12 protein-coding genes are annotated in these 12,731 nt (G+C 58.2%); 1 reads left to right on the plus strand and 11 read right to left on the minus strand.

Features of this window, described 5'->3' with window-relative positions:
- The 9 genes from ACVWY9_RS13785 to purF form a co-directional block, all read right to left on the minus strand.
- Positions 1-468: pentapeptide repeat-containing protein (locus ACVWY9_RS13785; protein ID WP_457388977.1), on the minus strand; the 468-nt coding region annotated here is incomplete at its 3' end.
- Between the two features lie 8 nt (positions 469-476).
- Positions 477-2,006 (minus strand): Hsp70 family protein, encoded by a 1,530-nt coding sequence (locus tag ACVWY9_RS13790; RefSeq protein WP_457388979.1) that lies wholly within the window; start codon positions 2,004-2,006, stop codon positions 477-479.
- Positions 2,003-2,632 (minus strand): helix-turn-helix domain-containing protein, encoded by a 630-nt coding sequence (locus tag ACVWY9_RS13795; protein WP_168173627.1) that lies wholly within the window; start codon positions 2,630-2,632, stop codon positions 2,003-2,005. Before ACVWY9_RS13795 ends, ACVWY9_RS13790 begins: the two co-directional genes overlap by 4 nt.
- A 95-nt stretch (positions 2,633-2,727) precedes the next feature.
- Positions 2,728-2,937: a DUF2997 domain-containing protein gene (locus tag ACVWY9_RS13800; RefSeq protein ID WP_099812547.1), complete on the minus strand. Its 210-nt coding sequence runs from the start codon at positions 2,935-2,937 to the stop codon at positions 2,728-2,730.
- 9 nt (positions 2,938-2,946) lie between these two features.
- Positions 2,947-3,321, minus strand: coding sequence for a DUF1257 domain-containing protein (locus ACVWY9_RS13805; RefSeq protein ID WP_099812548.1), 375 nt, complete (start codon positions 3,319-3,321; stop codon positions 2,947-2,949).
- A 118-nt stretch (positions 3,322-3,439) separates the two neighbouring features.
- Positions 3,440-5,137 (minus strand): pentapeptide repeat-containing protein, encoded by a 1,698-nt coding sequence (locus tag ACVWY9_RS13810; RefSeq protein WP_414402588.1) that lies wholly within the window; start codon positions 5,135-5,137, stop codon positions 3,440-3,442.
- Between the two features lie 466 nt (positions 5,138-5,603).
- Positions 5,604-6,020: a thiol-disulfide oxidoreductase DCC family protein gene (locus ACVWY9_RS13815; protein ID WP_457388982.1), complete on the minus strand. Its 417-nt coding sequence runs from the start codon at positions 6,018-6,020 to the stop codon at positions 5,604-5,606.
- Between the two features lie 11 nt (positions 6,021-6,031).
- Positions 6,032-6,556 carry a peptide deformylase gene (gene def / locus ACVWY9_RS13820; protein ID WP_414330398.1) on the minus strand — a complete coding sequence of 175 codons (525 nt, stop codon included), beginning with the start codon at positions 6,554-6,556 and terminating at the stop codon, positions 6,032-6,034.
- A 52-nt stretch (positions 6,557-6,608) separates the two neighbouring features.
- Positions 6,609-8,237 (minus strand): amidophosphoribosyltransferase, encoded by a 1,629-nt coding sequence (gene purF / locus ACVWY9_RS13825; RefSeq protein ID WP_457388984.1) that lies wholly within the window; start codon positions 8,235-8,237, stop codon positions 6,609-6,611.
- A gap of 354 nt (positions 8,238-8,591) precedes the next feature.
- On the opposite strand from purF, the gene ACVWY9_RS13830 reads away from it, so the two are divergent.
- On the plus strand, positions 8,592-9,245 hold the full coding sequence (locus ACVWY9_RS13830) for a hypothetical protein (protein ID WP_457388986.1): 654 nt from the start codon (positions 8,592-8,594) through the stop codon (positions 9,243-9,245).
- 35 nt (positions 9,246-9,280) lie between these two features.
- On the opposite strand, the gene ACVWY9_RS13835 is transcribed toward ACVWY9_RS13830, so the two are convergent.
- The gene (locus tag ACVWY9_RS13835) at positions 9,281-10,678 is read right to left on the minus strand and encodes an aminotransferase class III-fold pyridoxal phosphate-dependent enzyme (protein WP_457388988.1); all 1,398 of its coding nucleotides are present in this window, start codon (positions 10,676-10,678) and stop codon (positions 9,281-9,283) included.
- Positions 10,679-10,817: 139 nt separating this feature from the next.
- On the minus strand, positions 10,818-12,533 hold the full coding sequence (locus tag ACVWY9_RS13840; RefSeq protein WP_457388990.1) for a succinate dehydrogenase/fumarate reductase flavoprotein subunit: 1,716 nt from the start codon (positions 12,531-12,533) through the stop codon (positions 10,818-10,820).
- Positions 12,534-12,731: the final 198 nt, after the last annotated feature.

Raw genomic sequence — 12,731 nt, forward strand, 5'->3', positions numbered from 1 at the left:
GGCCCCGCTCAGGTCAGCCCTGCTCAGGTTGGCCTGGCTCAGGTCGGCCTGGCTCAGGTTGGCCTGGCTCAGGTTGGCCTGGCTCAGGTTGGCCTTAATCAGGTCAGCCCTGCTCAGGTTGGCCCAGCGGAAATCCCGCTCTCCCGCTTTATACCTTGCTCGGACATCTCCAACCTGTCGGAGGGGAAGTCGATGGGACTTTGCCACCTGCACCTGCTGCGGATCCTTCGATTCCAGCAGCGTCTCCCAAGCCGCAAACTGCACTTCCCAGTTGGGATCATTTCGCAGGGCTTGGATAACAAGCTCGGCCCCTCTGGATCCGTACCTCAGAGCACCCTTGATTGCTTGGATTCTCACCTTGGGATTCGGACTGCCCAGGGCTTGCTCAATGCCCACCAAGCCTCCCATGACCGGATCGGATCCGGCTGGTTGCTGTCCACCCAGAACAGGATCAAAGTTTTCCGCCATCCCTAACCTCAAGTTAACCTTCCAACCACCTGCTGCTGCATAAGGGTCTTTTGAGTTTGCAAATCTACTACCGTTACCCGCAAAGTTCGCCCGGCATCGACGGCAAAGGTGACCTGCAAACGATCCACTCCCACCCGCCCTAGCGGCTTGAGGGGAATGGAAAGCTGGTTGTGGATCCCAAGGGGACGAAAGCTAGAAGCTGCGGTGCTGTTGCGGATCTGCATCCGACCGTCGGGATCGTAAACAACCTCAGTTGCCCCTTCCTCGGCCATCTCACCAACCACCAGGTTGATGTGGCCTTGCCCATTGGCGTTGGCCTGCAAGGGAGGCAGTTCCACCGTGGCAGGATAAGCCGTGCCGCTCTTAAAGAGAGGGAAAAAGTCGGGCGCCTGCAAATAGGGATTCCAGAGCCGCAGGGCATAGGTATGGCGGAGATGATCTTGAAGGCGGGCAAACTGGGTGAAGGCCAGAGCGCCGTGGGCCACTGCCTCAAACGGCTTGTGGTACTTGACCTTGTCGCGGCCAAAGAGGCTAATGACCTGATGCTGCACTCCTGGGATGAGGCTGGTGCCACCCACCAACACCACCTGGTGGATATCTCGTTTAGAGATCCCTTTATTGTGGGCTTTCTCGATGACCTCATCGATGGCTTCTCTCAGCCGCGTCAGCAGGCCGCGCTCTTCCAACAGCTCCTGGAGTTGCTCGCGCTGAAGCGTTAAAGTGTGGGTCTCAAAGGAGTCTTCATCCAGCCAGGCCTCGCTGGCCTGAGAATGGCTGGAGAGGCGGATCTTGAGCCGCTCGGCAACCTCGCACAGAACCTGGAAGCTGCTGGCCGGGACCTGCTGTCGCTTGCGGCCCAACTGCTCCAGCACCCATTCGGCAATCCAGATATCGATATCGACGCCGCCACAGCCATAGGCCCGGTCAGTTTTGGCAATGACCTCAGCTCGGTAAGCAGTGCCCTGCTCTGGCTTCAAGATTTTGACCAAAGAGAGGTCGAGAGTTCCGCCCCCCAAATCGATCACCAAAATCAGGGATCCCGGCTCCTGGATCCCGTAGCCCAAAGCAGCCGCGGTGGACTCGTCGAGGAACACGACCTGTTGGATCCCTAGGGAGCCAAACACCTCTTGCAGGTTGTGCAAATAGCCCTCGTAGGCTCCCACCGGCACGGTCAAGATCACCTTATCGGGCTGCCAGCCCTCTGCCTGGAGTTTGGCAAGAAGCTGCTGCAGAAAGATCCGCGTGGCCTCTTGGGCTGTGTAGGCCTGTCCATCCACATAGGTTGGAGCCGGCTGGAATTGTTGAGAGAGATCCCGCTTAAAGCCTTTGAATAGGCGCTTGGGATCCCGTTTGGCCTGGGCAGGTGCCCCAATCAAAAATTGCTGATTTTGGCCGACAAAGAGAACCGAGGGAATTAGAGGGGGGCTGCCGTCGTAGCGGTGGGTGATCCCTGGTATATCGATTGCAAGGGGTTTTTGGTTTTGGTAGGCACAGACCACCGTATTGGAAGTGCCAAAATCAATAGCCAAGGTCGTCATGCTGCCAAGGAAGGTAGAGTGCGACTGACTTTGGCTCGAACTAAAACTTGATCCCTAAGTCGATAGCCCACAAAGCGAACGTAGACCGGCTCTCCCGCCTGGATATCCTCTTCATCGGGCTGGTGGCTTTCTGGGTCATAGGCCACCTGTTGCCACACCTGGCCAATGGTTTCCAACTGCCAGTCTTCCAACAAGTTGCCCAGACAGGTCAGCAAAGCCAAGACTTGCTGCGCGGGGTAATCCGGTCGCCTCTGCACAACCTGCTGCAGGGTAGGATATTGCACCAAAAGAGGCTTGAGCTTTTCCACCAGTTCGGCGCGGATTTGATGGCGCAATTGCCCTTCCTGCTGTTCTAGCTGTTTGTGCAGCCGCTGCAATTCCTGAGCCGTTTCTACAGACTCCGATGCTAGCTCAATTCCGCTAAAATCCTGAATAAGGTTCGGCAAGGGTACTTGCAAAATGCTGGCCGCTCGATTGAGATCGGCTAACTTCAGCTTTTCGGCCTGTCCAGTTCTCAGGGCATTTAGGGCTCCTCGACTCAGTTTGGCCTTTTGTCGAAGCTCTCGCCAGGTTGAGATACCGGCAGCCTGCATGAGATTGCGCAGCAGGGCATCATGACTTTTCATTTCAGAGTTACGACTCCAAAATGGAATCCTAGCCAGAGTCTTTTGGATCCCTTTGGTTAAACTAGACAGGGGATCAAGAAAGGGGTTTGGGGCATTCATAGACGCTCCACCTGACGCTGGACATCTTCTTCTATGACTGGTACCTGGTCATATTCAGGCAACAGTTCCCTTTTTTGAACTGTGCCCAATGCCCTTTCTATTTCCTCAGTTAGTTCAAGGCAGCCCTTGCCTTTGACATTGAGCACGCGCTCAATCACGTTGCCATCTTTGTCGATGATGTATTCAACCTGTTGATATTCCGCCATAATGCCTCCTCAAGCCCAGCGCCCCAACACAATCCTGATCTGCCCTTTTTCATCCACAGATTCCGACTCTACCGTAAATCCCTTCTCCGCGGCCGTCGCAAGAAGCTGCTCGCGGGTATAGGCTTGGCGGATTGGCGCTAAGAAAGCCTCAGCGCTGACTCCCGTTCCCCAAAAGTCGGCAATCATCTCCAGGCTGTCCCCCCGTTGGCGAAAGCCAATGTCGTAGCCGTTGCTGCGCCTAACCACCAGATCTGCCTGGACACGGTTCCCTCCATACCCCCGGACATAAGTGTTTTCCAAGACCTCGTGACCTTGGGCAACCAAAGCGCCTTTCAGGATCTCTTTATTTTTGAACTGAACCTTGATGCTGGTGAAGTGCGACACTGTGGGGATTCTCCTCAGAAGAACATGCTTTATCCTAGAGCAGTCCTCTTGGCTTGAAAAGTTTTGCTAGGGCACAAAGCCGCGTGGCCCTAACCAAAGAAATTGAGGGAGCCAACCATTAGTTTCCCTTGGCTAGAGGATGCCGGTGGGGATCCGAGGTAGCAGGAGGAAGCAGGCGAGGGACATCGCGGTAACCAAACCAGACGCTCGCCAAACTTTTGAACCAAAGGGAGAGCCAGGTCAACTTCCACTGAAAATCAAGTCTTGCGCCCTGGAGATTTGCGCCTCCTACCTTGGCATGGTCTAGGTTGGATCCTTCCAGGCTGGTGTAGCTTAGGTCGGCCCAACTGAGATTGGATCCGCTGAGGTTGGCCCGGCTGAGGTCAGCCCCCCTCAGTCCGGTTCCAACTAGGCTGGCTCCCCTCAAGTTTGCACCGACCAGTTTCGCCCCGCTCAGGTTAGTCCAGTTCAGGTTGGCGCCGCTCAGGTCAGCTCCACTCAAGTTTCTCTTGGAGGCGTGACCGTTGACGATCTCCCACACCAGCCGCCACTTGGCCTCGATCTGGGTTTCAGGAGAAAGGATCACTCGTTGCAGATTGGCCAGCTCCAGATTTGCCCCTCTCAGGTCGGCGCCGCTTAGGTTGGCTCTGCCCAGATAAGCCCTACTGAGCTGGGTTCCACTGAGATCGGCTTGGGTTAGGTTGGCCCCACCCAGCTTGGCCCTCTTCAGATTGGCTCCACCTAGGTTGGCCTCGCTCAGATCTGCCCCAATCAAGTAAGCCCGGCTTAGGTTGGCTCCGCTGAGCCTTACCCCCCTGAGGTCTGCCTGGCTAAGGTTGGCCTTTCTCAAGTCCGCCTCTCTCAAGTCCGTCCGGCTCAGCTCCTGCGAATGGGCGCAAGCATGGAGAATAATTAACCACCAGCGACTCTCCGGGCTGTCCTCTGCAGAAATCACCGCCCCTCTCAAGATAGGCAAGTTTAGGCTTGTCTTGCCCAGTTTGGCTTCGCCGAGGTCGGCCCCGATGAGGCTAGCCCCCCTTAGATCTGCGCCGTTCAGTTTAGCCCGCCTCAGCCTGGCTCCGATGAGCTTGGCCTGTGTCAACTTGGCCCCCACGAGTTTAGCCTTGGCTAGTTCGGTCTTGATCAAGCTGGCGCCACTGAGGTTGGCAGCGCTTAGGTCTGCGCCGCTGAGATCTGCTTGGTTTAGATTGGCCCCCCTCAGATCCGCCTGGCTCAGATTGGCTTTGCTCAACTCTGCCCACTTTAAGTCTGCGCCGCAGAGGTTAGCCCCTCTCAGGTCGGCTCCCACCAAGTTCACGCCGGTGAGGTTGAGCCCGCTCAGATTTGCCCAGCTCAAGTTCGCCCCGCTCAAGTCTGCCTGAGCTAGATTTTTCCCCTGGGCGTGGCCGTTGACAATTTCCCAGATCAGTTGCCACTTGCGGTCAATTTGCGTTTCGCGGGAAATGACGACCCACTTCAAGTTGGCGTCTGCTAGATTGGCTCCCCGCAGGTTGGCCCCAATGAGATTGGCCCCCATCAAGTTGGCTCCGCTTAAGTCGGCTCCCCTCAAGTCTGCACCACTGAGGTCTGCCTGACTGAGGTTGGCTCCAACCAGGCTGGCGTGGCTTAGATTGACCTGGCCCAGTCTCGCTCGACTCAAGCTGGCCCCGCTTAAGTCCACCCCCCTTAGGTTTAGCCCGCTGAGGTTGGCCCTCCTCAGATCTGCCCAGCGAAAGTCCCGCTCGCCGGCTCTATATCGTTCTCGGATGTCTCCAACCGGACGCAGGGGAACTTGATAGGTTTTTGCTACTTGCACCAGTTGAGGTATGCCAGAGCTTAGTAAGGTCTTCCAAACTGCAAACTGCACCTGCCAATCCAGATGCTGCTGCGTTGTCTGTAGAAGAATCTTTCTGCTTTTTTCACCAAAGCTTCCAACAGTCCCGTTTCCCCCATAAGGATGGCCACTCCTAAGGACTAGCTGAACGGCTCCTGAACTGCCGGCAACTCCTTCAGCTTTAGTCTTTCCATATCCAGTTGTAGCCACAGCCCACTCCCTGTCGGCTAACTTCGTTTCTATTTTTACTTTGGCCCTGGATAAAGACAAGGTCAGACTTGGGGAGTTCTCACCGGGAAGGTATTCTTCGATATACTAATATTTCGATATGCTAATATGTTCAACTTCAACCTTTCAAACGTGCCAGCTTTGAGGATAGGAATTCAAACTTGGCAAAGGGATCCCTTGGGCCAGGCAGATAAGTATTGCAGTTTACAGAAAAAGAGCTTCAGTCCTTTTCTGCCAAGGGATCCCGGCAGCGCTCACAGACAGCCGGTAGATAAAGGGTGTCACGGCGGCCAAACCACTCGTAGCGGTGATCCCGGATCTGGGCATAGCTCCAGTCTCCCAAAAGCTTGAGGCCGGGAAGGTTGTGGTAGAGGGCCAGCCACAGGGATCCGCTGGGCAAGAGGGCGGCAATTTGTTCAATGGCAGCGGATCCCTGCCAGCGGCGCTCTGGGTGCTCCAGATCGATGAGAATCATCCCCAGCTCCACCTGCTCCGGTGGGATCCCCCATTGGGCCAGGGTAGAAGCATCTTGCATGGGGGCGTAGCAAAACTGCTGTCCGCGATCCAGTCGCTCCAAGAGCTGAACACCGGTGGCACAGAGGTTGCAGAGGCCGTCGTAGATAACCATGTAGGGCATGGTGGGATCCCTCAGGCGGGCTGACCCAAAATCTGGGCTTGGTACTGGGCTTCGGTAAGCAGTTGCCGAGGCTGCCGCTGCAGGAACACCCGACCCATCAGGTGATCGTATTCGTGCTGAAAGATCCGCGCCGGAAAATCCTGCCAGACCACCCTTTGCTGAACGCCTTCTGGAGTGTAATACTCCACCTCCACTTCGCGAGCGCGGGCCACCAGACCACGGCAATTGGGCACACTCAAGCAGCCTTCCCAACCCAGCACCTGGTCAGAACTGCAAGCCAGCAGACGGGGGTTAACCATCACCAAAGGCTGCATTTGCGGCGCTTCCGGGTAGCGGGGATTGGGACGAGAGGCCACGATCAGCACTTGGAGCAGGGATCCCACCTGAGGAGCAGCCAAGCCCACCCCCTGCGCCTCTTTCAGGGTAGCCAGCATACCTTCTATAAGATCCTGCAAGGCCGGCGTTTTGAACTCCGTCACCGGCTCGGCCACTTGCGTCAGGATGGGATCCCCCAATTGGCGTAGGCGAAAAGTCATGGCTTGCCCCAAGCAATTCTTCTTCTCAGTCTAGCGGGGATCCCTGAGCAGCCTAGCGGCTCTTGCCAGTAGCCACCAGTTCCAGGGCCAGCTTGGAGCGCTTCAGCCCTTCTGGGATGGGGATGGGGTAGTGGCCGGTAAAGCAAGCGGAGCAGAACGAGTTGGGATCCCGGCCCGTGGCAGCCAGCATGCCTTCCCAGCTCAGGTAGGCCAAAGAATCCACTCCAATCTTCTCGGCGATTTCCTCTACGGAATGCTGGGCAGCAATCAACTGATCCTGGCTATCGGTATCGATGCCGTAGAAGCAGGGATGGGTGACCGGGGGGCTGGAAATGCGCATGTGGACCTGGGTAGCCCCCGCCTGGCGCAGGGCCTTGACGATTTTCTGGCTGGTGGTGCCCCGCACAATTGAGTCGTCCACAATAACAATCCGCTTCCCCCCCAGCACATCCTCCAGGGGGTTGAGCTTCATGCGAATGCCCCGCTCCCGCATGGATTGGGTGGGCTGAATAAAGGTGCGGCCCACGTAGCGATTTTTGATCAGCCCTTCGGTGTAAGGGATCCCCAATTGGCGAGCATAGCCAATGGCCGCCGGCGTGCCGGAATCGGGAACGGAGATCACCCAGTCGGCCTCTGCCGGAGCCTCCTTGGCCAGTTGTTCTCCCAGCCGCACCCGGTAGGAGTAGAGGCTTTCCCCGTGCATCCAACTGTCTGGGCGGGCGAAGTAGATCATCTCGAAGATGCACAACTTGGGGGTGGCCTCCGCCCAACGCACCGATTGCAGCCCCTGACGGCTGATCCACACCAACTCTCCCGGCTCCACCTGCCGCAGAGGGTCGGCCCCAATGATATCCAAAGCACAGGTTTCTGAAGCCAACACGTAATGCAGCGGCTCGGCCTCGGGGTGGCTGAGGGTGCCGTCGCTGCAGATGATCTCCAGCATCTCTGACTGCAGCAGCTCATCCAGAGCGGGGTTGCTGCTCAAAAGCCCCAACACCAGCGGACGCACCCCATAGGGATCCCGTGCCCCGATCAGGCCCTCTGGCGTGCCGATCACCAGACTAAAAGCCCCCTGACAGCGGCGCAAAGCTTGGCAAGTGGCCGCGATCCAATCTTGACCTTGGTTCACCGCCTGGGCAATGGCGTGGGCAATACACTCGGAGTCGGTGCTGCTGGTTAGGTGCCGGTCGGCGGCCTCCAGTTCCTTCCGCAGCTCTTCCGCATTGACCAAATTGCCGTTGTGGGCCAGAGCCAGCGGCCCCAGGCGAGTCTCCACGATCACCGGCTGAGCATTGGCCACGCGGCTGGATCCAGTGGTGGAGTAGCGGGTGTGACCAACCGCCAGATCCCCGGTCAGTTGGGCCAAGTTCACTTCATCGAAGACCTGGGAGACCAAGCCCATCGCCTTGTGAACCCGGCAAAAGGATCCCTCAAAAGTGGCGATCCCTGCCGATTCTTGGCCGCGATGCTGCAAGGCAAATAGGCCAAAGTAGGCCAGCTTGGCCACCTCCTCTCCTGGAGCCAGGATGCCAAAGACCCCGCAAGCCTCTTGCAGCTCTTCCCGGGCATACCCCGCCCCGCTGATGTTTTCTGAGGGGTACAGGGCATCAACGCCAACGGCAGTCTGCCCCTCTGCTTCTCCACAGCCAGAAGATGGTTCTGCTCCCGCCCTTGCTGCCATGGATCCTCGTCTTGCTGTCACGCTTACCAGTCTAACTCGGCCCAGGTCATTCCCCTCTATCTGGCTTCACCCCCAAAGGGGGAGTCCACAGGTGGGGTTTGCAAAAAACTAATGCTCTATCTATAGTGTTAGCAGCGTGTAAGCGCTGCTGTGGCTGAGAAGCAGGTTGGCCGGGTTTTTGAGTTGAATGCCACCGAAGCTCGGCTCTCCTAGAACCGGCAGGATCCCAAAGCTTTGTGTTGTGAGGAGTCAAACCCCATGAGACAGCAGCCCCATAGGTTCCGTCAGAGCTGGACGTTAGCAGCCTCCTCTGTAATAAGGGCCAGTGTAGCCGCTCTTCTGTCGTTGTCACTTGTGGCTTGCCAAGAAGATGCCGGCGAACAGCCTGCGGTTACCATCACGCCGATAGCGGTGGTGGCTCCAACGCCCACTCCTTTCCTCATCCCCAGTCCTGTCCCTACGCCGCCGCCCACCCCTCTGCCTACCCCGACCCCCACTCCCCTCTTGAATCCTTTCCCCACTCCCAGCCCCTCTCCCACTGCTTCCTTTGCAGCAGAGCCGCCTTCGATTGCCGTGGTGGCCCTGACGGACGCGCGACAGACAGTACCCTTCAACGTGCTGGTGGCCGTTACGACTCCTGCGGGTTTGGGGGCCGGCATCAGTTTCCGGGTGGAAATCCGGCAAAGCCCCCTCACCCTCACCTTTGATTTCACTGCCGCTGCCGTCGGCTGTCAGCCCAACAGCAAAACCTGCATCGGCACCATCCCCATTACCATTCCTGCTTCTGCTCCCACCGGGGATTATGAAGTGACGGCAATGGTGGCGGATACCCAGGGCCGAATCGCTTCGGCCAAAGCTCCCTTGCGGGTGTTGCCCGCGCCCAGTCCCTCCCCTTCGCCAACGCCGACCGGCACCCCTAATCCTTTTCCTTCGGTGTCGCCTTCGCCTAGCCCCAGTCCCTCTCCCCGTCCCAGTCCTTCGCCGACGCCCAGCCCGAGAAGCTCCTAACTCCCTCGATCCGTTTCTCCTGTCGATGCTCAGGGCTAAGGTAGCTCTTGAAGAACTTGCTTCAAAGTGGTGACTAAGCGTTCAATGTGGGTTTCCTGGATAATCAAAGGTGGGGAGAGAGCGATGATATCGCCTGTGGTGCGAATCAATACCCCCCGCTCGTAGCAGCGCAAAAACGCTTCAAAAGCCCGCGCTGTCGGTCGGCCAGGGATCCCTTCCAATTCAATTGCCCCCACCAAGCCGAGGTTGCGCACATCGATGACATGAGGCAAGCCCCGTAGGGAATGGAGAGCCTCTTCCCAGAGGGGGGCAAGGCTGGCAGCCCGCTCGAACAGGCCTTCTTCTCGATACAGGTTCAGGGTGGCCAAGCCGGCGGCACTGGCAACTGGGTGGCCGGAGTAGGTGTAGCCGTGGAAAAACTCGATGGGGCTCCAGGACAGCGTCCTGCTGTTGTCCCCTGGACGGTGCAGGTCATCAGCGGAACCAGCAGCCTCCATGAAGGCGCTGTAGATCTCTTGCTTGACGATCACTGCGCCCATCGGGATGGTGCCATTGGTGAGGCCCTTGGCACAGCAAATCAGATCCGGCACCACTCCGAAATAGTTGGCCGCAAAAGGGGATCCCAGACGCCCAAAGCCGGTGATCACCTCATCGAAGATGAGCAGAATGCCGTATTTGTCGCAAATGGCCCGCAGCTTTTCCAAATAGCCCACCGGCGGCAGCAACACCCCCGTTGAACCGGCAACCGGCTCTACGATCACCGCTGCAATCGTGCTGGCATCGTGGAGAGCGACGATCCGCTCCAAGTCTTCTGCCAAGTGGGATCCCCAGCGAGGCAGGCCGCGGCTAAAGGCGTTTTGCTCCAGGTTGTGGGTGTGGGGTAGGTGATCCACTCCGGGAATGAGGCTGCCAAAAAACTTGCGGTTGTTGGAGATGCCCCCGACCGAGATGCCCCCAAAGCCAACGCCGTGGTAGCCCCGTTCCCGGCCAATCAGCCGCTGCCGGGATCCCTGTCCGCGTATCCGGTGGTAGGCGATGGCCATTTTCAAGGCCGTATCCACCGCCTCAGAGCCAGAGTTGGTGAAAAAAACGTGATCCAGTCCGGCAGGGGTGAGCTGGATGAGCTGCTCCGCCAGTAGAAAGGCTTTGGGATGGCCCATCTGAAAAGCTGGGGCGTAGTCCAGTTGGGCCACCTGCTGTTGGATCGCTTCCACAATTGGGGGGCGGCAGTGGCCGGCATTCACACACCACAGCCCGGCAGTCCCATCTAGGATTTGGCGTCCATCGTGGCTGGTGTAATACATGTCTCGGGCGGCCACCAACAGGCGCGGGTTGGCCTTAAATTGCCGATTGGCCGTAAAGGGCATCCAAAAAGGCTCCAGATTCAGCTCCGCTTGCAGGGCGACGGCTGCTTTCTCCAGGGTTTCTTGCATGGCTGGCCCTCCGGCAGTAGACGAGATTTCAAGCTGGCGAAGATGGAATCCCTAGATATTGGATAATTTTGAAAGGGGCTCCATCCTGCTAACGGGAACGATAGAGCAATCCTAATCGGCCTGGGATGCCTCTGGAAAGTTAGTATTTTCGCTCCTGAGGGGGAAACCGGGTGATCACCACGGGGCGATAGCTGATCTGCGGGGATCCCTCCCGAAAAGCGGCCAAGGTGTGTTGTAAAAACCGTTGATCATCCCGTTGGGGGTAATCTTCCCGCGCGTGGGAGCCACGGCTTTCCCGCCGTTCCAGGGCGCTGGCGAGGATCAAAGCCCCCACCGTCATGAGGTTGTCCAGCTCCAGCGCTTCGATCAGCTCGGTGTTCCACACCTTGCCCCGATCGTCCAAATGCAAATCCCGCTCGTAACGCTGGCGGATCTGCTGCCATTTTTGGATCCCCTCTTGGAGAACCGATTCGGTGCGGTAGACCCCACAATGCTCGGTCATGCAATCTTGAAATTGCCGCCGCACCTGATCAATGCGGCTCTTCCCTGATCGTTCCAGGAGCCCGGCAATCCGGCTGGCGGCCTGTTTGAGTAGGGATCCCTCGTCCACTTTCGGCAAGGCTCGACCTCTGACGGCCTCTACCATGGCTGCCCCTGTGCGCCGCCCGAAAACAACGCACTCCAGGAGAGAGTTGCTGCCCAGCCGGTTAGCCCCATGCACCGAAACACAGGCCGTTTCACCGGCAGCGAACAGCCCTTCCACACGGGTTTGGGCATCCCGCAGTACCTGCCCCTCCACCGTCACCGGGATCCCGCCCATGCAGTAGTGCACCGTCGGTCGCACCGGAATGGGATCGACAACCGCATCGATGCCCAAGTGGCGATGGGCCTCCTCCCAACAGAAGGGCAGCCGAGTGTGGATCTTTTCTGCCCCCAGATGCCGCAGATCCAAGTAGACAAAATCTTTGCCGTCAATACCGCGCCCGGCCCGCACCTCCGTGACAATTGCCCGCGACGTGATATCCCGTGGGGCCAACTCCATCTGGCTGGGGGCATAGGCGGCCATAAAGCGCTCCCCCTTCCCATTGATCAGATAGGCCCCCTCTCCGCGCACTGCCTCTGAGATCAACACCCCCACCGGATACAGGCCCGTGGGATGAAACTGCACAAACTCCATATCTTGCAGAGGCAGGCCGGCCCGCGCCACCATCGCCATGCCATCGCCGGTGGAAGCAAAGTCGTTGGACGTGGAGTTGTAGATGCGCCCATAGCCGCCTGTAGCCAACATAACCGCCTTGGCCCGCACCACCTCCAGCCGCCCGCTGGCCTGCTCCAACATCACCACGCCCTGGGCTTGGTTGTCCTCCAGGATCAGATCCAGCACATACCATTCGCTGTAGAGCTTGACCCCAAAACGCTTGAGGTTGCTCACCAACTCGTGCAAAATGGCGTGCCCGGTTTTGTCGGCGGCATAACAGGTGCGCGGGTGGCTGTGTCCCCCAAAGGCCCGCTGGGCAATGCGGCCATCCGGCAGGCGGGAGAACAAGACCCCCAAGTGTTCTAGGTCGATGATCACTTCAGGAGCTTCCCGGGCCAGAATCTCCACCGCATCTTGATCCGCTAGGTAATCGGATCCCTTGACGGTATCGAAGGCATGAGCCTCCCAGGAATCTTGCGGATCAACATTTTGTAAGGCGGCGGCAATGCCCCCTTGGGCTGCTACCGAGTGGCTGCGAATGGGATGGGTTTTGGACACCAAGGCCAGGTCGAGGCTGGGATCCCGTCGCATAACCTCCAAAGCCGCTCGGCAACCGGCCAGCCCTCCCCCGATGATGACAATGTCGTGTTCCAGCATGGATGCAGGCAAGCTCTCGCAAAGGATTCCGCCACAGCCAGGATGGCGTTTTCCCATTATGGCCGGCCCCAGCAGCCTCTCCAGCAGCAGGTAAACTACCCGACTCCGACCGCTAAGCGGTACGGAGCGGGCTTTCAGTAGCCCTGAGCCTGCTCTGCTCTACCAGAGAACAAAACAGGCCCGAACCTCTAGGCTGGT

Source organism: Thermostichus sp. OS-CIW-31, from assembly GCF_054060305.1.